We start from the raw sequence: 20,505 nt of genomic DNA on the forward strand, positions 1-20,505 counted from the left end.
CTTCTATCTTATAGAAAATCGTCGCGACGTGGCGTAAAACCGTCGATAAGTTCACCTTCTTCCAAACACACACAGCCATGCGTTTCGCCCGAAGGAATGACAAAGCTGTCGCCTCCGGAAACCTCGAACTCATTTGATCCGACAGTGAATTTGAACCGACCACTTCGAACAAAAGTCGATTGCGTATGTCGATGATTGTGCAGCGCACCTTCGCCGCCTTTTTCAAAGCAAAATGAAACGACCATCAGTTCTTTGTTTTCGCTGAGAACCTGGCGCGTTACGCCATCACTAGCTTCTACAATTGGATATTTGTTCTGCATTAGAGTTCTCACTTGAAAACTGAAGGGAGCCATAGGGAAAGTGCGGGTACATAGGTGACGAGCAACAGCACGGCGATCGCGGCGAGATAGAAAGGCCAAATGGTCTTGATTACCTCGGAAATCTTCACCTTGCCGACAGCACAACCGACAAACAGCACCGCCCCTACGGGTGGCGTGCATAGCCCAATGCCCAAATTCAGGATCAAGATGATGCCAAACTGCACAGGGTCGATGCCATATGCCATAGCGACGGGCAGGAAGATCGGCGTGGTGATGACAATCAATGGTGACATGTCCATAAAGGTACCAAGCAGAAGCAACAGCACATTGAGAAGCAGTAAAATGACCAGCGGATTTTGCGAGATGCCCTTCATCCATTGAACAAGCTCAGCTGGCACTTTCAAATAGGCCAACAACCAACCAAATGCCGCCGCCGACCCAATAACCAAAAGGACCATTGATGAGGTACGAACAGCCGACTTTGTCGCGGCGACAAACTCACTCCACGGCAGCGAACGATAGACGAAAATTGTCACTGCAATCGCATAGATGACTGCGATACATGAGCTTTCTGATGCCGTAAAAACACCCGAACGTACGCCGCCAAATATGATTGCAACCAGAATCAGCCCCGGCAAAGCGCTAAACAAAAGTCCAACAACTGCGCGAGCGCCTGGGAAGGGCTCTGTCGTGTAGCCACGTTTTTTAGCGACGAACCAGGCAACGACCATCAATGCAAGTGCCAACAAAAGTCCCGGAACAATCCCTGCGGTGAATAAGTCGGCGATTGAAATGCGACCGCCAGCTGAGATCGAATAAATGATAAGGTTATGCGAAGGTGGCAGCATCAGTGCAATTATCGACGAAGTCACGGTGATATTGACAGCGTAGTCGCGGCCATATCCCCGCTTCTCCATTTGCGGGATCATCAACCCACCAATTGCCGACGCGTCCGCAGCGGCAGAACCGGAAATGCCGCCAAAGAGCACAGATGCGGTGATATTGACCTGCCCAAGGCCACCGCGAAGATGACCAACTGCGGCCCCAGCGAGCGCTACAAGACGTCGCGCAATATCGCCACGCACCATCAATTCGCCTGCATAGATAAAGAATGGAATTGCCAATAGGGCAAACACGGAAATGCCAGAGTTAAGTCGTTGAAAAACAACCACCGGCGGTAAACCAATAAAGGCAATTGTTGCAAAACTTGCCATGCCAAGGCATAGCGCAACGGGCGCGCCGATTAGCAAGAGGACAGCAAATGTGCCGAAAAGGACTAGGAGTTCCATTATTTACTCTTCCTCGGCTTCGTCGCCGAACCGCGCTGTATGCAAACCAACCGCTCGACGGAGCAACCTCTCGATTGAAAACAGGATCATCAAAACTCCACCAAAGATCAGAGAGAAAAAGCTAACCGCCCCCGAAAAGCCTAAGTTTGGAATTGTTGTGGCCCAAGTTGTCGCCGCAAGTTGCCCGCCATAGCCAATCATGCCGGCACCAAAAGCGATCACTATAAAATCGGAAATTGAGTGACAGATTTTCACCACACGTTGGGGCAACACATACAAAAGAACATCAAAACTGAGATGATTGCCCTCACGAATACCGACCGCAGCGCCTAAGAATATGAACCAGCCCATCAAAAGGATAGACGAGGTTTCAGTCCAAGTTGGAGTGTCGTTCATCACAAATCGACCCCAAACCTGAAACCCAATAAACGCCGTCATCGCAACCAAGCCAGCGCCCGCAATCCAAAGGATAAAGTGCGACACAATGGCGAGCACGCTCGACAGTCTTTTCACGAAATCTATCATGAGGTTATCTCAACAAAAGATGCAGGTCGCCAAGGGGCGACCTGCATAGGATTGACTATTGAACCGCGCGAATTTGCTCAACAAGCATTTTCAACTTGTCAGATTTCACGTGTTTTTCATAAACGGGGTCCATCGCTGCAATGAATGGCGCCTTATCGATGTCCTCGACAATTTGCACCCCAGCGGCACGCACTTTTTCTTCAGATGCCTTTTCGCGCGCTGCCCAAAGCTCTCGCATAACTGGAACAGCGTCTTTAGCTGCTTGACGAACTAACGCCTGATCGTCGGCTGAAAGTTTTTCCCATGACGCTTTGCTCATCACAAGCACTTCAGGAACGATCAAGTGTTGATCGAGTGTATAGTATCCAGCAACTTCAAAGTGACCTGATGATTCAAATGACGGCCAGTTGTTTTCCGCTCCATCAATCACGCCAGTCTGAATTGAAGAGTAAACTTCCCCATATGGCAAAGGCGTGGCATTCCCGCCCAAGGCATCCACCATGTCGACGAACACATCTGATTGCATAACGCGGAACTTCAAGCCCTCAATATCTGCAATTGAGTTGATCGGTTTTTGACTGTTATAAAAGCTGCGTGAACCGCCATCATAGTAAGCCAAGCCAACCAAGTTATGGTTGGAAAACTCGGCCAATATTGCTTCACCGACTTCACCATCGACAACATTATGCATATGGTCCGTGCCACGGAAGATATATGGCAATGAGAACACTTTGGTTTCTTCGATAATGTTGTTGAACGGCCCCAAACTCACACGGTTTAGGTCAATAACACCAAGCTGAGTTTGCTCAATGGTGTCCTTTTCCTGGCCAAGCTGTGCTGAATGGAAAACTTCGACGCAAATGCGTCCGCCGGAGCGCTCTTCAAGCAAGCTGCCCATATGTTTTACGGCTTCCACTGTTGGGTAGCCGTCTGGGTGCGTGTCAGACGAACGTAGTGTAATTTCACATGCTGTAGCGGCAGTCGCAAAAGTAGCCGATGCGAGCACTGCAAGCGCAGTTGATTTGATGTATTTCATTCTTTCCTCCCAAAAGAAATATTGTGAAAAGCTGGTCAAAGATTGTAGGCGTCTTTGGCCAATTTGTAGGTCAGGTCGTAGGCTACCTGATAAGCCTCATCTTCACGAAGGCGACCAGTAGCCACCAAATTCGCGAGATAAGCACAATCCGAGCGCCGTGCTACATCATGGCGAGCGGGTATCGAGCAAAACGCTCGTGTATCGTCATTAAATCCTGCAGTGTTGTAGAAACCGCAGGTTTCAGTGGTTGTTTCTCTAAATCGCTTAATGCCTTCATAGCTGTCGAAAAACCACCAAGGTGGACCAAGTAAAAGACAAGGATAAGCGCCAGCCAGCGGAGCCAATTCGCGGCTATAAGTGGTCTCATCAAGCGTGAACAGAATTATTTTGAGACCAGGTTCAAAACCCACAGTGTTCAATAAGGGCTGCAAGGCTTCCACATAGTCGGTACGCCCGGGAATATCGAAACCCTTATCTCGCCCATAGACACTCAGAACGCCCGCATGGTGGTTTCGGCGTGATCCTGCGTGAATTTGTAATGTTAGCCCATCATCAAGGCTCATCCGTGCCATTTCTGTAAGCATTTGACCGCGGAAAAGGTCCGCTTCAGTTGCTGACGCTTTCCCAGAAACAACTTTCGAATAAAGCTCCTCGGCATCGACCTTTGAAAGGTCGGCAGTGTTTGCCGTTAGATGCCCGTGATCGCTCGCGGTTGCGCCATGTTGTTTAAAAAACTCTCGACGCACACGATGCGCACGAAGATAGCCTATCCAGCTACTAACATCTTCACCTGTCAGGTCGCCAAGCGCGCTGACATTTTGCGTAAAGCCTTCGAATTCTGGGTCGACAACGGCATCGGGCCGATAAGTCGTAACAATTCGACCGTCCCATCCACTTGCAGAAATTTGCTTATGCCATTTCAAATCGTCAAGCGCAGATTCAGTTGTTGAGAGAACTTCAATATTGAATCGCTCAAACAAAGCGCGCGGCAGGAAGTCCGGACTTGCGAGTTTCTTGTCAATAGTTTCGTAATAGAAATCAGCCGTTTCTGCGGACAAAGCAACATCAATTCCAAACACCTGCTCAAATGAATGTTCCAACCACATTGAGGTCGGAGTCCCGCGAAACAGGTGAAAGTTTTTGGCAAGGCTTCGCCAAACCTCTTTAGGGTCGACAATACCCTCTGCGCCATCGTTCCGTGGAATGCTGAGATCTTCCATTGTGACGCCGCGGCTAACGAGCATTCGAAACGCATAATGGTCCGGCACTACAAAGAGTTCAGCGGGGTTTGGGAATCTCTGATTTTCAGCAAACCAACGCGGATCGCAGTGGCCATGAGGACTAATGATCGGAAGGTTTTCAATAGATTGATAGAGCCCGCGTGCCAAATCACGAGTTCGGTTCTCGGTCGGAAACAATCTATTCGGATTTAGCAGTGGCATAGGTGTGGGTCCATGTGGCTCTATCTAATCTGCTAATATGTTAGTCTGCCAATTGAGTCAAACGAAAAAGTGCGTTAAAAGCGATTCAACACGGAGATTTGGAGAAATTGATGGGGCTGAAATTGGAGTCTTTTGCGCCGGCGCAAAAACCAACCACTACAGACGAGGTCTTCAATCGGCTCTATCAGGCCGTGATTTCACTTGAGTTGCCACCAGGCACTAAGATGTCTGAAGCAGAAATTGCGTCGACACTGAATGTTTCACGCCAACCCGTTCGCGATGCGTTTTATCGCCTTTCAAAAATCGGTCTGCTGCTTGTGCGCCCGCAACGGGCAACAAGGGTAACAAAGATTTCTGAAAAGGCCGTATTTAACGCTGTTTTTGTGCGAACAGCATTGGAAGTGGAGTGTCTACGCACCGCATTTAAATTAGCGCCAAAAAAGCTCACTTCTCTTCTAAAAGAAAACCTCGCAGCTCAAGAGATTGCATATAAACAAGAAGATCCGGCACGCTTTCACCAACTTGATGAAAGTTTCCACCTCACAATATGCGAATGCGCAGAGCAGGCCCATGTTTGGGCGCTTATTCAAGAACAAAAAGCTCACCTCGATCGCGTACGATATTTGACCCTGTCTCAAGAACATCGGCGCAACGTCGCTGACGAACACCTCTGCATTGTTGGCGCCCTTGAAGGAAACGACATTGAAACGGCCGAACGCAAACTCCGCGCTCATTTAGGCGGAATTGGCGAGCATCTGGAAAAAATTCGATCGGACAACGAAGAGTGTTTTGCCTAAGGGCAAAAACTCTCCGCCATGTTCTTGGTTGTCAGAGCAAAAAAAACGTCTTTGGACTTTGAGCATTTCGTTAGATCAAGGCCATAGAAACCTGTCCAGCAACCATTCGCTGCAACTCCGCGGCGACAGAACCGCTCTTCCCCAAAGAATGCTTTTTTGTTTCGCCATTTCGTCCACCAATCCGATACCAAACAACTAAAACTTCTCTTCCATTCGGCATGAGTTTTGGTTCATATCCAGACAACCCAAAGGAAGAACAGATTCCTAATCTGGGGGTCGCGCGTTCGAATCGCGCCGGGATCACCAGCATGCGCGCCTCAAACACATCACTGTTAGAGCCAGAACTGTCAAAAGCCCTCAAGTGGGGCTTGCCCCCAATCGTATTCCTCTTCTAAATGCACCCGCTATAAATTCTGCTGTACAAGAAAAGACCAAACGATGAACAAGTTTGCCCTCACCGTTGAATGCAAGTCCCAACCCGGAGTGGTTGCCGCTATTGCCACCTATTTGGCCGAAAATAATTGCAACATCACCGACAGCGCTCAATTTGACGACATGGAAAATGGTGGCTTTTTCATGCGCGTTAGTTTCACCTGCTCAAGCGATCTAGATCTTGCAAAGTTGCAGGCAGAATTCGCCGACGTCGCATCATCGAAGAACATGAAATTCACTTTTCATGATGAAACGCAGAAAATGAAAGTTGCGATATTTGTCTCTCGGTTTGGCCACTGCTTGAACGACATATTGTACCGTTGGCGCATTGGCGCATTGCCCATCGACATTGTCGCCGTTATCTCCAATCATGATGATTATCGTGATCTGGTTGAGAGCCGCAATATCCCGTTTCACTTGATTCCAGTGACCAAAGAGACAAAAGCTGATGCAGAAGCGCAGCAAATAGCAATCATCGAAAGAACAGGCGCCGAACTGATTGTTCTGGCCCGCTATATGCAAGTGCTCTCCGATGAAATGTGTACAAAAATGTCGGGCCGGATCATCAACATCCACCACTCATTTTTGCCAAGCTTCAAAGGCGCAAACCCATACAAGCAAGCCTATGCCCGCGGCGTAAAACTCATCGGTGCCACATCCCATTATGTGACATCAGACTTGGATGAGGGCCCAATCATCGAGCAGGACATTGTGCGTGTAACCCACGCGCAAAGCCCGTCCGATTATGTAGCGCTGGGGCGCGACGTGGAAAGTCAAGTGCTTGCCCGCGCCATCCATGCACATATCCACCACCGCGCCTTCATCTCCGGCAACAAAACCATTGTCTTCCCTGCCAGCCCAGATAGCTACGCCTCTGAGCGAATGGGATAAGGATCAGGCCAATTAAAATACCGCCTCAATTATGAGGCAGTAAAGCACCTCTGTTAGACAATAAATGGATCGTCCATCACGCCCACCAATTTGATCAACAACTCACCACTGTTCGCGTCAATCGCCGAGCTATAATATCCATCAACCGCACTCTTGGCAGCAGCCAATCCCGCATCTGAGCCATCGTAGAGCGCCATTGCAGATTTAGCGTTATCCGTATTGCTCATCCCTTTGATTACCGAGAAATAAGAGCCAACTTTCGCTTTGCCAGTGATATAATCAACATCCGCTGGACTTCCCGTATCAGCTTTTGCGCCATTAATAATCGCCAGCATGAAAATATCACGGCTGATCGAACCGGTATCGAGTTCGTTGACCCAATACGCAAACCCTTCGGCATCTGGCGCTCGACCCAAGAAGTTGTTGTAAACAGAAGTGACAAAACCTGACGTGTCGTTTGGGTCAGGATAAAGCGCCACAGTTTCCGGCTGCACAAAGAAGCTCTTTGCGATTTGGCTAAGTTCCATGCCTTCGCTCAGCCGTGTCCCCCAATAAAACAGCCCCTCAGCGTCCGGCGCGCGATTGAAGTAGGCAATGTACATTTCTATAAACACGGTCAAGTCAGCTTCTGAGACATTCACAACCCCGTCTAAAATGTCCAAATCGACATCTTTTGCACCAACTAAAAAATCAATATTCTCGACATTCACTACATTGTCTGTTCCCGCATCACCTTTGCGATCCAAAATGGATGTGGCTGCCCCTTTGTTCAAAGTGATCGAGAATTGCGTTGCCGAACCGTCATATTTCACTGTGTCTTCGCCAGAACCACCATCAATAGTATCATCGCCACCTGCGCCTGTGATTATGTCCACACCGCCACCCGTTTTGATGGATTGCGCTGCGCTGTTGCCAACAACGGTCTCCCCCAAGGAGGTTCCGATATATTCTTCAATGATCGTATCTTGGTGGATCTGCAAATGAGCAATTTTGTCGCTCGTGGTCAAGTCGATCCATTCACCAGTTTCGTTTGAGTTGATTTGGACCAATTGCCCTTTGTCAAGGAACAAGCCTTGACTAAAATCGAACAGGGCAGAAGAAACGTCCGACAATGACATTGTGCTGGCATCGATAATGTCATAGCCACCGCTGTCTGCCAAAGCGAACGGAATCGCAATCGGCACATCCCATGTTGTGCCACTTTTTGAAGCGTCACCACTCATGTTTAGTGAATAGGTATTATGCTCAAAGGTCGGTTTCACCCCGTAAATATTGATCAGCGCCTCAATATCCAACAGTCCAAAGAAAGTGAAAAAGCCGTCGGCTAGCGGATCGGTGTAATAAGCGTTGTTGTACGACATTATGGTCAGTGCAGATGTATCAATATCAAAATCTAAACGCTCAGCTGCACCAACAGTATATTCATTAGGGTGACTCAATCCTAAAGCATGCCCCAATTCATGAACTATGGAACCCAATCCATAGTCACCAATACTATTGTTCACCCGAGCATTCGAAATGTACACCGCTTGCTTGGAGATGCCTGGATAATCGGCATATCCACCAGCATCCATGTTGTGTCGTCCAAATCCCAGTGTTCCTGCGCTGCCAGAGACTTCTTGGAAGTCAATGTTCAGAAAACCTTCCAAATAGTCGATAATTGTACGTGTAAATGCCTTTTCGTAGGACGAAAACGATTCAAAGTTTGTTGGTTCACCTGCTGGAACATAGGGCTGGAAGACTCGCCCATCATCTTGTGTTAGAAAACTGTAAGTGACTGTAGAAGTATTGTGCTTGTATCCACTCGTAAGATGCGTTGCATTTGCATTGACCGATGCGATTTTCGCAACCGCTGAGAGGTTGTTCCAAGTATCGTAGTTTGCCATAAGGTTCTCACTTAAAAATCTCTACGAACTCCCCTTTGCGCACCGCATTATTCTGCAACAGGTCATCGTTGAGCAATCAATTATGCCATCACAGATAGCCGACAAGCGCCCACCTGTACAGTAAAGATAATACTCACAGATGGTGGCAAAACCATGACACCAAAATGTCATGATCATTAGATTACACTGGTTGCGGAAAAACTATGCCTATTCAGCCTGGCAAACTTGGTTGCGGCCATTTTCTTTGGCTTTGTAGAGCGCGGCATCTGCGCGGCTTAGCAATTTATCGATGCTCTTATCCGTCTCGCGAAATTCAGCCACGCCAAAACTGGCTGTAATGCTGACCAAACGTTCATCATCAGTTGGGATACGCAAGCGCATCAGCGAACGGCGAAATTCATCCACGATGGCGTAGCCAGCTTCCTTGCCCAACCCAGGCAACAAGAACAAAAACTCTTCACCACCAATGCGCGCGAACATGGCAGACTTGCAATTGGTTATGGTGGGCACAAATTCATGTGCCAGCCGAGTGATCTCTTTCAGCACAGCATCCCCCACCGCATGGCCATAGGTGTCGTTAACCGACTTGAAATGATCCACATCGAGCATGCCAACGGTCACCAACGGCCGATCTTTTTGCTGAATATAACTATCCGCTTCATAGAACACGTGACGCCGGTTAAATGCGCCTGTTAGTTCATCCGTGATGGAAAGCTTACGTAGCGACAGTTCAGCTTGTTTTTGCGCGGTAATGTCTTGAAAAAGGACTTGAATAACAGGTGTGCCTTCCCAAGGTAAGCGGCTTGCTGTGATCTTGATGAGCTTGTCAGCACTGCCTCGGCAAGCAATCACGCTTTCCGCTTCAACCGCTTTTTGATTGGCTTCAAATGCATTTTGCATCAGCGAATTGGCTTCCAAGAACTCCGCTTCTCGAATGTAATCAAGAAAGTGGCGCCCCACCAACTCGCTTTTTTGCGCTCTTAGCAAGCTACACGCTTGATCATTTGCATAGAGGATGCCTTGGTGAGTATGAAACAAAAGCCCAATCGGCATGGCGTCAAGCATCGCGCCAAGTCGCTGTTCGGTGTCGAACAGCGATTCTTGCGTTTTAACGATGGTGTTGACCTCATCAACATCATCCGCAAAAAGGTCGAACTCTTCCATTTTGTCTCACATACTCGAACATTAGAGTAATTTCAGCCTAATTGATCGGAGTTAAGAAACTCCAATCATATGATTAAACTGTTAAATACACCCCAATATGTGGACATTTTGATACCATCAACCCAATTTCTTGTGTTTTTTCAATTCACTAGAAAGTAAAACAGCATCCATCGGCACGTCATGCGGTTGTGGATGAATGGTTTCAAGCCGTTGTGCTTGCCAACCAACGCCAATTTTTTGCGGCTGAACCGCATATTCAGCAAGCGTGCGGTCATAATATCCGCCGCCATGTCCAAGCCGATACCCAGCATTATCAAACCCCACCAACGGGGCAACCACGATATTTGGTGTGAACGTGGTCAACTCCACAGGTTGCAATATACCCCAAACGCCCCGCTCCAATTGCGCATTTGGCATCCAGCGCCGAAATTTCAGTGGTGCATTTCGCTTTTCAACCACGGGCAACACAATTGTCGCTCCAGCCTCAATTGCTGAACGCATAAAGGGTCGTAAATCCATCTCACCCTTAAAGGGCCAATAAGTTGAGATCACATCGTCATTTGAAGGTTGGATAAAATCATAAAGCTGCGCACAAACATCTTCGGCATTTGCCTGCCGCTGATCATTGGGCAAACCCTGCCGCCACGCAATCAACCGCTGGCGCTCAGCTTCGCGCCAAACGGCAACATCCTTTGCTGCCGCCGCATCATATTCGATCAGCTCACCACGCCAGTTTTCTTTAAAGCCGTCTCGGTAGCATACGGGCGATGAAGTCATCACCCACACCCCTGACAAAGCCCTCTGATTTCAAGGCTGGTCTTTGTCGGTGTAAAGTTTCGCTCTGTCGCCCAATCTGCCAAACGAGATTGCACCACATCGTCGGAAAACTCAGAGACCGTGCCGCACTTCTCACAAATTGCAAAGGCAACGAGACCCGTTTTGGCGTGGCAATGCGGCTGCGCGCAAGCAACGAACGAGTTCATGCTTTCAAGCCGATGCACCAGATCAACTTCTTGTAGCTTTTCAAGCGCTCGATAAATCTGCAGCGGGGCTTTCAGACCCTGTTCTCGCAATTCATCCAATAGATCATAGGCACTCATTGGGCCGTCAGCAGCGGAGAGTTTTTCAAACACCAACGATTGATTCTTGGTCAGATTTTGCTCTTGCGCCATTTAAGATGCCTTTGTGTTCTTGCGCCAAATAACGGCCAGCGGTGTTAAACTAAGTAAAAACAGTCCAAGTGCCGCCACCACAATAGACGGACCAGATGGCGTATCATAAAGAAGGCTCAGATTTAGCCCACCAACCACAGCCATCACGCCAATTATTGAAGCAATCACCACCATCTGCTCAGGGCTCGCCGACAGTCTTCGCGCCGCCGCTGCAGGAATAATCAGCAAAGCAGTAATGAGCAATATACCAACAATCTTCATCGCCACCGCAATCAGAATGGCCAGAAACACCATCAGCATTATGCGTGCGCGTTGCGGATGCATGCCTTCGGCTTGCGCCAGTTCCACATTTACCGTTGCGGCGATCAACGCCCGCCAACCCCACGCAATGCCGACAAGGATCAAGGCACCAAACCCATAGATCAGCGCAATATCTGACTTAGAAACGGCCAATATATCACCAAACAAAAGCGCCATTAGATCAATCCGGACCCAACTCATAAATCCCACCAACACAAGACCAAGTGCCAAGGTCGAGTGAGATAGGATACCGAGCAAGGCATCGGACGAAAACACACCCCGCTTTTCAAGAACCAACAGCGCGCCGCTAACCAGCAAAGCGGCAGCCACCACCCCAACCATCATGTTGATGTTCAAAAGCAAACTGATGGCAACGCCCAATAGCGCCGAATGTGCCATCGTATCGCCAAAGTAAGCCATTCGCCGCCACACGACGAACGCACCAAGCGGACCTGTAACCAGCGCAAACCCGATACCGGCCACCAATGCACGGACAAAAAAGTCATCAAGCATGATCATGCTCCTTATGATCATGAGCACCGTGCGAATGATCGCAATCTTCGCAAATGGTGCCATCGGCATGCTTCACCCGCCCATCGGGCAAATGCGTGTGATCATGTTGGTGATCATAAATTGCCAACGCCTCGGATCGGCGCACACCAAATAGTTGCTGATATTCTGCGCTTTGCGCCACCTGCTTTGGGGCGCCGCGACAGCACACATGGCCATTCATGCAAATCACCGTGTCAGTTGCCGCCATCACCACGTGCAAGTCATGTGAAATCAGAAGAACACCGCAATTATGGTGATCTCGCATATGCGCAATCAACTCATAAAGTGCCACTTCACCTTGAAAATCGACGCCCTGCACCGGTTCGTCCAAGACCAACAAGTCCGGTTTGCGTAACATGGCGCGCGCCAATTGGGCTCTTTGCAACTCGCCGCCCGACAAATGGCTCACCTCTGCATCAGCCAGATGGGCAATACCCACTTGCTCCAGAGCTTCTTCAATATCGGCGTGCGAATGATGGGCGGTTAAATTCATCAAGCGTTTGACACTAAGTGGCAGCGTCCAATCCAAATTGAACTTCTGCGGCACATAACTCACCACCAAATCGGTTGCGCGGTTCACCTGCCCTTCGGTTGGGTCAATCACCCCCAAGGCGCATTTGACGCTGGTGGATTTTCCCGAACCATTTGGCCCGATCAGCGTAACGATTTCGCCACGGCGCACTTCAAAATCAACACCGCGCACCAACCATTTGCCATCACGCTCGACGCCCACATTTTTCAGCGACACCAATAGGTCTTTTTTGGCCACCTTGCGGCACCCCTTGTCCTTACAACCAGCAGGTCACATGTTTTGTGCCGTGGTCCAAAATTTCTTATTGCCACCCTCTATGCCATACGTTATATCATAACACAATCCATGTAATAGTATAACATATCAAACATAAGAGAGATCAAATGCGCGCGCTTAACTGCATCGCCCTTGCAACGCTTTTGGCCAGCACTGCCACCACCGCTTTTGCGGACAAATTGCAAGTTGTCACTTCCATTCGCCCCATCCATTCGCTGGTAGAATATGTCAGCCAAGGCAATGCCGAGGTGACAAATCTAGTGCCTGCAAATGCTTCGCCGCACAATTACAGTTTAAAGCCATCAGACGCGAAGCAGTTGCAAAATGCTGATGTGATATTTTGGATCGATGAGCACCTCGAAACATTTTTGGCCAAAGCGATTGAAACCTTGCCACAAAACGCTGTTCCGATCGCGCTCGCCGAACAACCCGGTATTAACGTCTTAGATGCCAGAGCGCTTAACCTTGCGCAGCACGACGATGATCACAAAGACGAAGCACATGCGCATGATGATGAACATGCTGACCACGACCATGAAGACACGCATGACCACGATGACGAACATCATGAAGAACACAGCGAGCACGACGGCCATGATGAGCATGAAGGGCACGATCATGGCGCACACGATCTACATATCTGGCTAGACCCTGAAAATGCAAAAACCATCGTGTCGATTATCAAATACACTTTGGCAGATATGGACCCAGAAAACGCACCGCAATATCATGCGAACGCCAATGAACTAATTGAAGAACTCGATAGGTTGATCGAAAGCACATCGTTGCAATTGGCGACAGTTAAAGACAAACGCTTCGTGACCTTTCACGACGCCTACCAATATTACGAAAAGCGTTTCGACATCCAAAATGTGGGTGTTGTGACTTTGTCGCCAGACATCAAACCAGGTGCAAAACGCCTCAAAGAACTCAAAAAAGCGCTCGATAAGAACAATATTGCTTGTATTTTCTCTGAGCCTCAATTCGATGCCAAGCTGGTCAACTTGGCCATCGAAGGCACCAATGTGCAAACAGCCGAACTGGACCCGCTGGGCGCAAACCTAGAGGCTGGTGCAACATTATATCTCGATCTGATCAATCAGCTGACAACAGGATTTGTGGACTGCCTAAGCAAGACCCAATAATGCGTCTTGTTTGGCACGCAAGCCAACAATCGCTTGTGCGGCGTCAGGCTGACAATTGGCATAAGTGATCAACTCACCTTTTTTAATCGAGGCGGTGGCAACACCGCCTTCGATTAGACCGCATGGCACTGCCTTGGCCGCGCGCGCATCAGCTGCAGTCATCGTCCAAGAGCGGTAGCAATATTGGCCAATCGCATCGAACTTCTCACCCGCCGCCATATCTTTCTTGGCCAACGCACAAACCTCTGCCACTGGCACATCAAGCGGCTGCATATCAACCTGCCCATAAAGCGCAACTCGCGCGCAAGAAAGCGGCACTTCCAAACTTGTCAGATGGAATGGACGGTAAAGAGTGAAGTAAGGACCCCGCCCGACTTTGAGGTCCGCCATGCGCTCATGAATGCGCTCATGCGGTGCCTTCACGACCACAAAAACGCCCGGCGCCACACCCTTGCCGATCGTATAATCAACCCGTCCAACGTCCGACAAGATGCCCCCATCCGCTGCAGGAATCAGAATATCCTCAAGCGTATCAAGTGTTGCTTGAGGACCATGCATACCCGGCTTGTCGGGCACCATTCCTGTGGCGTTGGCAAGAGCCGCCATTTCCACCATGGTTTTTGAACCATCCACAAATTCCACCAACATGCGTGGGTTCATATTGCGTTCAATGGCTTCTTTCTCGTAATCGTCGGGCACCGCATCAACGTTCAAGGGGTTATTCTTGCCTTTGCCCGCAGACACGATCGGCAAACCCAACGCGTTGGCAAAATCGATCAACTCCATAATCGATGAAGGCTCATCACCTGCGCCAACGGTGTAGATCAAACCAAGCTCTTGCGCACGCCGCTTTAGATAGGCACCGACCGTTACGTCAGCTTCCACATTCATCATAATGAGGTGCTTGCCTGCTTCCAGCGCCTGCAACCCGATGTCTGCACCAACACTTGGCTTACCCGTTGCCTCAACAACTTGTGCAATCAATTCGTTATTCGCCACCAGTGCTGCATCGGTGCAAATGGCAATTTTGCCCATTTCGATGGCTCTAGTTATTGCAGCGTCATTTTCGCAAACGACTGCATTGTCCCGATCACCATAGGCAATTTGCACGGCTTTCAGTGCGTTCTCAGCATTGCGAACCGCAACTGCGCCGATCCGCAAGCCACGCATCCGCGCCACCTGCATAATCAAATCGGTGCCCATTTCGCCGGCACCAATCAATCCGATCAGCACCTCTTTACCTTCATTTTCCAACCGCAACAAATCGCGGCTCAACCCCGTCAAACTTTCAGGGGGCATTTGAAAAACTGAAGATGGCGAATGCGACATAGAAAGCACCTTGGTGTTCGTTTGGCTGCCTTTTATCCCAGCAATCGCCACTTGGCGATAGTTGGCATCAACAAATTGTCACCAGCCAACACTTGTTTATGAAGCGAATGAGGGGCAGTTTGAGCCCAAAGCAAATCAAATTTGGGGATCAACAATGATCGCAAAGCCGCAAGATATTATCCAATTCTGGTTCAAGGACCACGGACCCAAAGACTGGTTTTCAGGTGGCGAGGAATTCGACAAAGAAATCGTCGACAAATTCAGCGACACGCATGCCGCAGCGCACAAAGGTGAATTATTTTGGTGGCGTACATCACCAGAAAACCGCTTGGCTGAAATCATCGTGCTCGATCAATTTACCCGCCAGATCTACCGCAAGGACCCACGTGCTTTTGCCTGCGATCCAATCGCCCTCACTCTAGCGCAAGAAATGGTCATTCGCGGCGACGATCAAAAACTGCCTGAGGATTGGCGAACCTTTGCTTATATGCCCTATATGCATTGCGAAAGCTTAGCCGTACATGATGAAGCCATGAAACTATTTGGTGCCTTGCCCGGTGAGAACAGCCAAGAATATGAAATCAAGCACCGCGACATGATTGAGAAATTTGGTCGCTATCCTTATCGCAACGCCGTGTTGGGCCGTAAGAATACACCAGAAGAGGATGAATTCTTATCCGGCGACCACGATAGCTTCGGCCAATAAGGGCATTTGTCAAAACCGGGTCGCGCAAAGCGCCAAAACATAGTTGGGTCTCCACCAATAAATCTTGAGGAGACCCTAATATGCCAAACATCAAGTTCACCCCAATTCCAACAGCAGACGCCCAAAACTGGTGGGACGGCAGAACCGATGCTTATGGGCAAACGCTTGAGCGCCGCATTTCCGATGGTAGCGCCCCGTGCCGCCATTGCCTGAAAAACATTGAAAAAGGCAAACCCGTCCTGCTCGGCGCATACAAACCATTTTCAACCACAGGCCATTTCACTGAAACCGGCCCCATCTTCATTTGTGGCGAGCCTTGCGATCCGTTTGCCGGCGCAGCTAACCAATTGCCACCTGTTGTTGAGACGCGCGAACAATTCATGATTCGCGGCTATTCAAACGACGAAAAGATCGATTATCGCACCGGACAGATTGTAAATGTGTCGGAACTCAAATCCGTCACTGATATGATCTTCTCTCACAATGACGTTGCCTTCATCCATCTTAGGTCTGCGGCTTACACCTGTTTTACAACCCGAATTGATCGATCGGAATAGATCTAAATTCCGCCCCTTTTTTAGTTCAAACATGGGCAGCAGCCAGAGTTCCCTCTGGCTGTTTTTATTATGCTCTGGTAAGAGCGTTCAACTGATCAAAGCCTTGCGGGGGCATCATGCTTAGAATTCTTTTTGTACTTAGTTTGTTTTTGCCATTGGCCGGTTGCCTGGGCACCACCTCGCCTTTACCCGTTGGACTAACAGCCTCAATGGCACGCCCTGGTGCGCAACTTGATCGGCAAGAAGCGATTGGCTTGATCAATCAATATCGGGCCGCAAACAATTTGTCCCAACTCGTTTTGACCGCTGAATTGAACGCCCTCGCGACTGAAGCCGCCGCACGCTATGCAAGCGATGGCAACAATAATGGGGCAGCGGCACTCGTGGCCGAACGCTCTCAGGGTTCAGCTTTGTTTAGTGCTGGATATACAAATTTCGCCGAAACCTTTTCAGGCTGGCGCGGCTCCAGCCGCGACGCCAAAACCTTGCTCATTCCAAGTGCAGGCAAAGCAGGTCTTGCGGTTAACTACAATCCAAATTCAAGCTATGGGGCCCACTGGGTATTGGTCGTTGCAAACTGATAAAATTCTCATCGACACGATCGGCCTGAATTGCCCGCTGCCCGTTATTAAAGCCGAAAAACAACTCAGCATGATGCAATCCGGGCAAAGCTTTGTGCTTTTGGCCAGCGACCCGTTGGCGGCAATAGATATCCCCAATATGTGCAACAAAGCGGGTCATCAGCTTTTAGAACAAAGCCAAGACGGTGACATTTTGCATTTTGAAATCCAAAAAGCCTAGTCTGAAATAGACGCCCGAAATCGGGCGGACAGCATCCCCGATCTGCGCTAGATTGGCACCATGCTTTACCAACTTCCAGACAATGACCAACTCTACAATGCCCTACTTAACCGTGACCCATCATACGATGGACGCGTTTATGTTGGCGTGTCATCCACTGGCATTTTTTGCCGCCTCACTTGCCCGGCCCGCAAACCAAAACGGGAAAACTGCACATTTTACGACGAAATCGGCACCGCGATTGAAGCAGGCTATCGCCCTTGTAAGAGATGTAAGCCACTGGCCCCAGAAGCCAATGGTGACCCAGCAATTCAAACGCTGACCAAAGCACTTGAAGCTGATCCATCCCGCCGCTGGAGCGAGGCTGACATCGTCAAATTCGGCTTAGATCCATCAACGGTTCGGCGCGCGTTCAAACGACAGTTTGGCATCACATTCTTGGAGATGGCACGCCTGAGCCGGATGCGCGACGGTTTCACCACGCTAGCTGATGGTGGCAAAGTCATTGAAGCACAGCTTGATGCAGGTTACGCATCGCCCGGCGCGTTCCGCACACGTTTTGCAAAATTGCTGGGCATCTCCCCAGGCAAACTGAAGTCTGACGCGATACTCAAAGCTGATTGGATTGACACGCCATTAGGTGCCATGATCGCAGTGAGCGACGATAACGCCCTGCACTTGCTTGAGTTTGCCGATCGAAAAGCTTTGCCCAATGAGCTCAAAAGGCTAATGAAAACCGTCAAAGGTAATATTGGCGTTGGTCAAAACACGCCAACAAAACAAGTTAAAAATGAACTGTCTGATTTTTTTAACGGCAAATCCGATCAGTTCAATACACCACTAGTTTTGCATGGGTCGGACTTTACCAAAAATGTCTGGAATGCATTGCAAACAATCCGCGCAGGGCACACAAAGTCATATTCACAATTGGCTGCACAAATTGGCCAACCAACGGCAACGCGCGCGGTTGCTCGCGCCAATGGTGCTAATCAAATCGCCATACTTATCCCCTGCCATCGCGTTATTGGGGCAGACGGCTCACTCACCGGTTATGGTGGCGGATTGTGGCGCAAACAGAAGCTGATCGAACTTGAGCGTCAGTATTTGTAACCCGTTAACAGTTTGCCAAAGAGCTGGGCACCAACCAAGTACCAATAGAATTAGCAAGCTGCTCATCGCCAATTAGGTCAATCTTTTGATCATCAATCTCTTTATCCAAACGCGATAGCCCCAACCATGCCGAGGTCATCGCTTTCAGTTCGGCGCTGACAAAAAGATCAACATTAAACCCTGGGTCATTCCAGCAAATGTCAACGTCACAACCGGGCTTGGCGATCAACCAGTAGTTTGTTTGGTCGTCTTCTAATTCTGGAAACATGAATTGAATGGTTGTCTTTTGATGCATCGGTAGCGCATGACGATCGACTTTGCGCCGTATATTCCACATCAAAAGCCGCGCATCTAAGTGCTCTAGGGTCACCTCTGTATCTACATTTCGATGCGCCCACTGCCCAAGCGCGTGTACAATCGGCCCCAACTCGTTGCCAACCGGTGTAATCTTATAAGTGATACCGCCTGTTGCCACATCTTCACGACGAGAAATCAGTCCATGTGCCTCCATTTCCTTAAGTCGTTTGGACAATAAGGTTGGAGACATCCGGGGAACACCGCGCCGAATTTCATTAAAGCGCATCGACCCAGACCACATCTCGCACATGATCAACAGGGTCCAGCGCGGCTCCAATATTTCACATGCCATAGCGATAGGACAAAATTGATTGTAGCTGTTTTGGGCCATTTTGCCCCCCTAACTGCCAAGAGTATGTCGAGTGCACCCGCTTCAGTCCAGTACATAAACAGTACCGACATCGCTTCACTTTCTACACTAGGGTGTTAGCGACCATCCCTTTTAACGTTGTGCTCTAACCAGATGGAGACAACAATGCCGCTCATTGATATCAACGTAATTGAAGGGGTATTCACCCCTGAACAAAAACAATCCCTAATCACCAATGTCACCGATGCAGTGGTCGCAATAGAGGGCGAAAACCTGCGCAGCGTCACCTGGGTCAGAGTTCTAGAAGTTAAAAGTGGCGATTGGGCAATTGGTGGCCAACCGCTACAGTCCGGCGATGTCCAAAACATGGCACGTGGCGCGGCCTAATCGCAACCGATTAGGTTCAGGGCCGCAAATATTGCGGCCTTGGGCGCGGCAGTTCAATGATCGCCGTTTTCGGCACATAGCTATAGGCCGGACGTGGCCGCGGCAGTTCAACATTCACCAGTTTGCCTAATGTGTTTACCCGCACGCGTTTGGGTTCAATCTTGTCACCCAAATAAGTTGGCTGGCCCTCCAGTCCAAACGGAAACGCCGCCGCACGTCCATTCACGTAAGACTTTGCGTCTTTGCCGCAAATTTTAGGGCGCATATCCACAGGCGTAGAAGCCAAATTTGCAACCCGCGTAACAGATTTACCTGTGCCTTTGTAGCGATTGTCAAACCCACGTTCGAGTAACAACGCGGTCAACTCTCCACGTTCCCGCGCCGAGGACGCCCCCATAACCACGGCCATTAATTTGCGCCCGCGTCGCTCGGCGGTGGCCACTATGTTCAAGCCCGAAGCGCACACATAGCCAGTTTTCATACCCGTTGTGCCACGAAACTTCGTCAGCAAAATATTGTATGACGCCAGCTTCGAACGCCCAAATTCAATCGTACGCGTTTCAAAAAGGCCGTCATATTGCGGGTAACGATTCCGGATCACGACCGACAGAATGGCCAAATCGCGCGCACTGGTCACCATTTCTGGATCATGCAACCCATTGGGGTTTTCAAAATGCGTATTGCTTAGCCCCAAATTGCGGGCATGTGCGTTCATCAGGCTAACAAATCGCTGTTCATCGCCAGCAATGGTTTCAGCAATCGCCACCGCCACATCATTTGCCGATTTTACAACCAGCATATAAAGCGCATCTTCAAGTGCAACCGCCGTTCCAACTGGAAAACCCATTTTGCTTGGTGGTTCTTTGAGCGCATTTTCGGACATTATCACTGGCGTTGACAAATCGACTTCGCCTGCCGCAATGGCTTCAAACGCCACATAGGCAGTCATCAGCTTTGTCAAAGATGCAGGGTGCCACGCAATACCGGCATCTTCTTCAAAAAGAACCTCGCCGCTTTGCATATCAATTAGCAATTGTGGAATAGCATAAGCTGCGCTGCTCAACCCCATCCACAAAGCAATTCCAGCAAAAACTCGACGCAATCCGCGCATATCCAACCCAAAACTCATATTGTTGTTGCAAACTTGTAGCCACTGAAATTGTTGGATGCAAATCCATTACGGCAAATT

The 20,505-nt window shown here is 49.4% G+C and carries 23 protein-coding genes; 9 read left to right on the top strand and 14 right to left on the bottom strand.

Features of this window, described 5'->3' with window-relative positions; genetic code table 11:
* Positions 1-8 precede the first annotated feature (8 nt).
* From QQL65_RS03935 to uxaC, 5 genes are read right to left on the bottom strand one after another with little or no spacing between them, the layout of a single operon-like run.
* On the bottom strand, positions 9-320 hold the full coding sequence (locus tag QQL65_RS03935) for a cupin domain-containing protein (RefSeq protein WP_284362191.1): 312 nt from the start codon (positions 318-320) through the stop codon (positions 9-11).
* A gap of 8 nt (positions 321-328) precedes the next feature.
* The gene (locus QQL65_RS03940; RefSeq protein ID WP_284362192.1) at positions 329-1,609 is read right to left on the bottom strand and encodes a TRAP transporter large permease; all 1,281 of its coding nucleotides are present in this window, start codon (positions 1,607-1,609) and stop codon (positions 329-331) included.
* Between the two features lie 3 nt (positions 1,610-1,612).
* Positions 1,613-2,134: a TRAP transporter small permease gene (locus tag QQL65_RS03945; RefSeq protein ID WP_284362194.1), complete on the bottom strand. Its 522-nt coding sequence runs from the start codon at positions 2,132-2,134 to the stop codon at positions 1,613-1,615.
* A 55-nt stretch (positions 2,135-2,189) separates the two neighbouring features.
* The gene (locus QQL65_RS03950; protein WP_284362196.1) at positions 2,190-3,170 is read right to left on the bottom strand and encodes a TRAP transporter substrate-binding protein; all 981 of its coding nucleotides are present in this window, start codon (positions 3,168-3,170) and stop codon (positions 2,190-2,192) included.
* 35 nt (positions 3,171-3,205) lie between these two features.
* On the bottom strand, positions 3,206-4,612 hold the full coding sequence (uxaC, locus tag QQL65_RS03955; RefSeq protein ID WP_284362198.1) for a glucuronate isomerase: 1,407 nt from the start codon (positions 4,610-4,612) through the stop codon (positions 3,206-3,208).
* 110 nt (positions 4,613-4,722) lie between these two features.
* On the opposite strand from uxaC, the gene QQL65_RS03960 reads away from it, so the two are divergent.
* Complete coding sequence (locus QQL65_RS03960) at positions 4,723-5,409, top strand: GntR family transcriptional regulator (protein WP_284362200.1); 687 nt, start codon at positions 4,723-4,725, stop codon at positions 5,407-5,409.
* Positions 5,410-5,847: 438 nt separating this feature from the next.
* On the top strand, positions 5,848-6,732 hold the full coding sequence (purU, locus tag QQL65_RS03965) for a formyltetrahydrofolate deformylase (protein ID WP_284362202.1): 885 nt from the start codon (positions 5,848-5,850) through the stop codon (positions 6,730-6,732).
* 53 nt (positions 6,733-6,785) lie between these two features.
* Here the strand turns inward: purU and QQL65_RS03970 are convergent, their stop codons facing one another.
* The 6 genes from QQL65_RS03970 to QQL65_RS03995 form a co-directional block, all read right to left on the bottom strand.
* Positions 6,786-8,618 (bottom strand): DUF4214 domain-containing protein, encoded by a 1,833-nt coding sequence (locus QQL65_RS03970; RefSeq protein WP_284362203.1) that lies wholly within the window; start codon positions 8,616-8,618, stop codon positions 6,786-6,788.
* A 207-nt stretch (positions 8,619-8,825) separates the two neighbouring features.
* Positions 8,826-9,782 (bottom strand): sensor domain-containing diguanylate cyclase, encoded by a 957-nt coding sequence (locus tag QQL65_RS03975; RefSeq protein WP_284362204.1) that lies wholly within the window; start codon positions 9,780-9,782, stop codon positions 8,826-8,828.
* A 117-nt stretch (positions 9,783-9,899) separates the two neighbouring features.
* A complete protein-coding gene (locus tag QQL65_RS03980) occupies positions 9,900-10,559 on the bottom strand; it encodes a 5-formyltetrahydrofolate cyclo-ligase (RefSeq protein ID WP_284362205.1) in 660 nt (219 codons plus the stop codon).
* Positions 10,559-10,954 carry a Fur family transcriptional regulator gene (locus tag QQL65_RS03985; RefSeq protein ID WP_284362206.1) on the bottom strand — a complete coding sequence of 132 codons (396 nt, stop codon included), beginning with the start codon at positions 10,952-10,954 and terminating at the stop codon, positions 10,559-10,561. The genes QQL65_RS03980 and QQL65_RS03985 overlap by 1 nt, the downstream gene beginning before the upstream one ends.
* On the bottom strand, positions 10,955-11,767 hold the full coding sequence (locus QQL65_RS03990; protein WP_284362208.1) for a metal ABC transporter permease: 813 nt from the start codon (positions 11,765-11,767) through the stop codon (positions 10,955-10,957).
* Entirely contained in the window at positions 11,760-12,575 is an 816-nt protein-coding gene (locus QQL65_RS03995; protein WP_284362209.1) for an ATP-binding cassette domain-containing protein, read from the bottom strand. Before QQL65_RS03995 ends, QQL65_RS03990 begins: the two co-directional genes overlap by 8 nt.
* A 146-nt stretch (positions 12,576-12,721) precedes the next feature.
* Between QQL65_RS03995 and QQL65_RS04000 the strand changes: the two genes are divergently transcribed.
* Positions 12,722-13,759 (top strand): zinc ABC transporter substrate-binding protein, encoded by a 1,038-nt coding sequence (locus QQL65_RS04000; RefSeq protein WP_284362210.1) that lies wholly within the window; start codon positions 12,722-12,724, stop codon positions 13,757-13,759.
* Here the strand turns inward: QQL65_RS04000 and QQL65_RS04005 are convergent.
* Positions 13,742-15,058: an NAD(P)H-dependent oxidoreductase gene (locus tag QQL65_RS04005; protein ID WP_284366207.1), complete on the bottom strand. Its 1,317-nt coding sequence runs from the start codon at positions 15,056-15,058 to the stop codon at positions 13,742-13,744. The genes QQL65_RS04000 and QQL65_RS04005 overlap by 18 nt on opposite strands.
* A 184-nt stretch (positions 15,059-15,242) precedes the next feature.
* On the opposite strand from QQL65_RS04005, the gene QQL65_RS04010 reads away from it, so the two are divergent.
* From QQL65_RS04010 to QQL65_RS04030, 5 genes are all read left to right on the top strand, one after another.
* Entirely contained in the window at positions 15,243-15,794 is a 552-nt protein-coding gene (locus tag QQL65_RS04010) for a DUF924 family protein (protein ID WP_284362211.1), read from the top strand.
* Positions 15,795-15,874: 80 nt separating this feature from the next.
* Positions 15,875-16,351: a DUF1203 domain-containing protein gene (locus QQL65_RS04015; protein WP_284362212.1), complete on the top strand. Its 477-nt coding sequence runs from the start codon at positions 15,875-15,877 to the stop codon at positions 16,349-16,351.
* A gap of 116 nt (positions 16,352-16,467) precedes the next feature.
* Positions 16,468-16,932, top strand: coding sequence for a CAP domain-containing protein (locus QQL65_RS04020; protein ID WP_284362213.1), 465 nt, complete (start codon positions 16,468-16,470; stop codon positions 16,930-16,932).
* Positions 16,922-17,152 (top strand): sulfurtransferase TusA family protein, encoded by a 231-nt coding sequence (locus QQL65_RS04025; RefSeq protein WP_284362214.1) that lies wholly within the window; start codon positions 16,922-16,924, stop codon positions 17,150-17,152. The genes QQL65_RS04020 and QQL65_RS04025 overlap by 11 nt, the downstream gene beginning before the upstream one ends.
* A 60-nt stretch (positions 17,153-17,212) precedes the next feature.
* Positions 17,213-18,262: a bifunctional transcriptional activator/DNA repair enzyme AdaA gene (locus tag QQL65_RS04030; protein ID WP_284362215.1), complete on the top strand. Its 1,050-nt coding sequence runs from the start codon at positions 17,213-17,215 to the stop codon at positions 18,260-18,262.
* A 4-nt stretch (positions 18,263-18,266) separates the two neighbouring features.
* Here the strand turns inward: QQL65_RS04030 and QQL65_RS04035 are convergent, their stop codons facing one another.
* The gene (locus tag QQL65_RS04035; protein WP_284362217.1) at positions 18,267-18,950 is read right to left on the bottom strand and encodes a winged helix-turn-helix transcriptional regulator; all 684 of its coding nucleotides are present in this window, start codon (positions 18,948-18,950) and stop codon (positions 18,267-18,269) included.
* Positions 18,951-19,094: 144 nt separating this feature from the next.
* On the opposite strand from QQL65_RS04035, the gene QQL65_RS04040 reads away from it, so the two are divergent.
* Positions 19,095-19,316: a tautomerase family protein gene (locus QQL65_RS04040; protein ID WP_284362218.1), complete on the top strand. Its 222-nt coding sequence runs from the start codon at positions 19,095-19,097 to the stop codon at positions 19,314-19,316.
* A gap of 16 nt (positions 19,317-19,332) precedes the next feature.
* Here the strand turns inward: QQL65_RS04040 and QQL65_RS04045 are convergent, their stop codons facing one another.
* Positions 19,333-20,445 (bottom strand): D-alanyl-D-alanine carboxypeptidase family protein, encoded by a 1,113-nt coding sequence (locus QQL65_RS04045; protein ID WP_284362220.1) that lies wholly within the window; start codon positions 20,443-20,445, stop codon positions 19,333-19,335.
* Positions 20,446-20,505 lie beyond the last annotated feature (60 nt).

Origin of the sequence: Maritalea porphyrae, from assembly GCF_030159895.1 — a bacterium.
In the GTDB taxonomy this organism is placed as follows: Bacteria; Pseudomonadota; Alphaproteobacteria; order Rhizobiales; family Devosiaceae; genus Maritalea; species Maritalea porphyrae.

Bases quoted from the DNA above. Each gene is read 5' to 3' on its own strand.
- QQL65_RS03935 (WP_284362191.1), bottom strand. From the start codon at position 320: ATGCAGAACAAATATCCAATTGTAGAAGCTAGTGATGGCGTAACGCGC.
- QQL65_RS03940 (WP_284362192.1), bottom strand. From the start codon at position 1,609: ATGGAACTCCTAGTCCTTTTCGGCACATTTGCTGTCCTCTTGCTAATC.
- QQL65_RS03945 (WP_284362194.1), bottom strand. From the start codon at position 2,134: ATGATAGATTTCGTGAAAAGACTGTCGAGCGTGCTCGCCATTGTGTCG.
- QQL65_RS03950 (WP_284362196.1), bottom strand. From the start codon at position 3,170: ATGAAATACATCAAATCAACTGCGCTTGCAGTGCTCGCATCGGCTACT.
- uxaC (WP_284362198.1), bottom strand. From the start codon at position 4,612: ATGCCACTGCTAAATCCGAATAGATTGTTTCCGACCGAGAACCGAACT.
- QQL65_RS03960 (WP_284362200.1), top strand. From the start codon at position 4,723: ATGGGGCTGAAATTGGAGTCTTTTGCGCCGGCGCAAAAACCAACCACT.
- purU (WP_284362202.1), top strand. From the start codon at position 5,848: ATGAACAAGTTTGCCCTCACCGTTGAATGCAAGTCCCAACCCGGAGTG.
- QQL65_RS03970 (WP_284362203.1), bottom strand. From the start codon at position 8,618: ATGGCAAACTACGATACTTGGAACAACCTCTCAGCGGTTGCGAAAATC.
- QQL65_RS03975 (WP_284362204.1), bottom strand. From the start codon at position 9,782: ATGGAAGAGTTCGACCTTTTTGCGGATGATGTTGATGAGGTCAACACC.
- QQL65_RS03980 (WP_284362205.1), bottom strand. From the start codon at position 10,559: ATGACTTCATCGCCCGTATGCTACCGAGACGGCTTTAAAGAAAACTGG.
- QQL65_RS03985 (WP_284362206.1), bottom strand. From the start codon at position 10,954: ATGGCGCAAGAGCAAAATCTGACCAAGAATCAATCGTTGGTGTTTGAA.
- QQL65_RS03990 (WP_284362208.1), bottom strand. From the start codon at position 11,767: ATGCTTGATGACTTTTTTGTCCGTGCATTGGTGGCCGGTATCGGGTTT.
- QQL65_RS04000 (WP_284362210.1), top strand. From the start codon at position 12,722: ATGCGCGCGCTTAACTGCATCGCCCTTGCAACGCTTTTGGCCAGCACT.
- QQL65_RS04005 (WP_284366207.1), bottom strand. From the start codon at position 15,058: ATGCCCCCTGAAAGTTTGACGGGGTTGAGCCGCGATTTGTTGCGGTTG.
- QQL65_RS04010 (WP_284362211.1), top strand. From the start codon at position 15,243: ATGATCGCAAAGCCGCAAGATATTATCCAATTCTGGTTCAAGGACCAC.
- QQL65_RS04015 (WP_284362212.1), top strand. From the start codon at position 15,875: ATGCCAAACATCAAGTTCACCCCAATTCCAACAGCAGACGCCCAAAAC.
- QQL65_RS04020 (WP_284362213.1), top strand. From the start codon at position 16,468: ATGCTTAGAATTCTTTTTGTACTTAGTTTGTTTTTGCCATTGGCCGGT.
- QQL65_RS04030 (WP_284362215.1), top strand. From the start codon at position 17,213: ATGCTTTACCAACTTCCAGACAATGACCAACTCTACAATGCCCTACTT.
- QQL65_RS04035 (WP_284362217.1), bottom strand. From the start codon at position 18,950: ATGGCCCAAAACAGCTACAATCAATTTTGTCCTATCGCTATGGCATGT.
- QQL65_RS04040 (WP_284362218.1), top strand. From the start codon at position 19,095: ATGCCGCTCATTGATATCAACGTAATTGAAGGGGTATTCACCCCTGAA.
- QQL65_RS04045 (WP_284362220.1), bottom strand. From the start codon at position 20,445: ATGAGTTTTGGGTTGGATATGCGCGGATTGCGTCGAGTTTTTGCTGGA.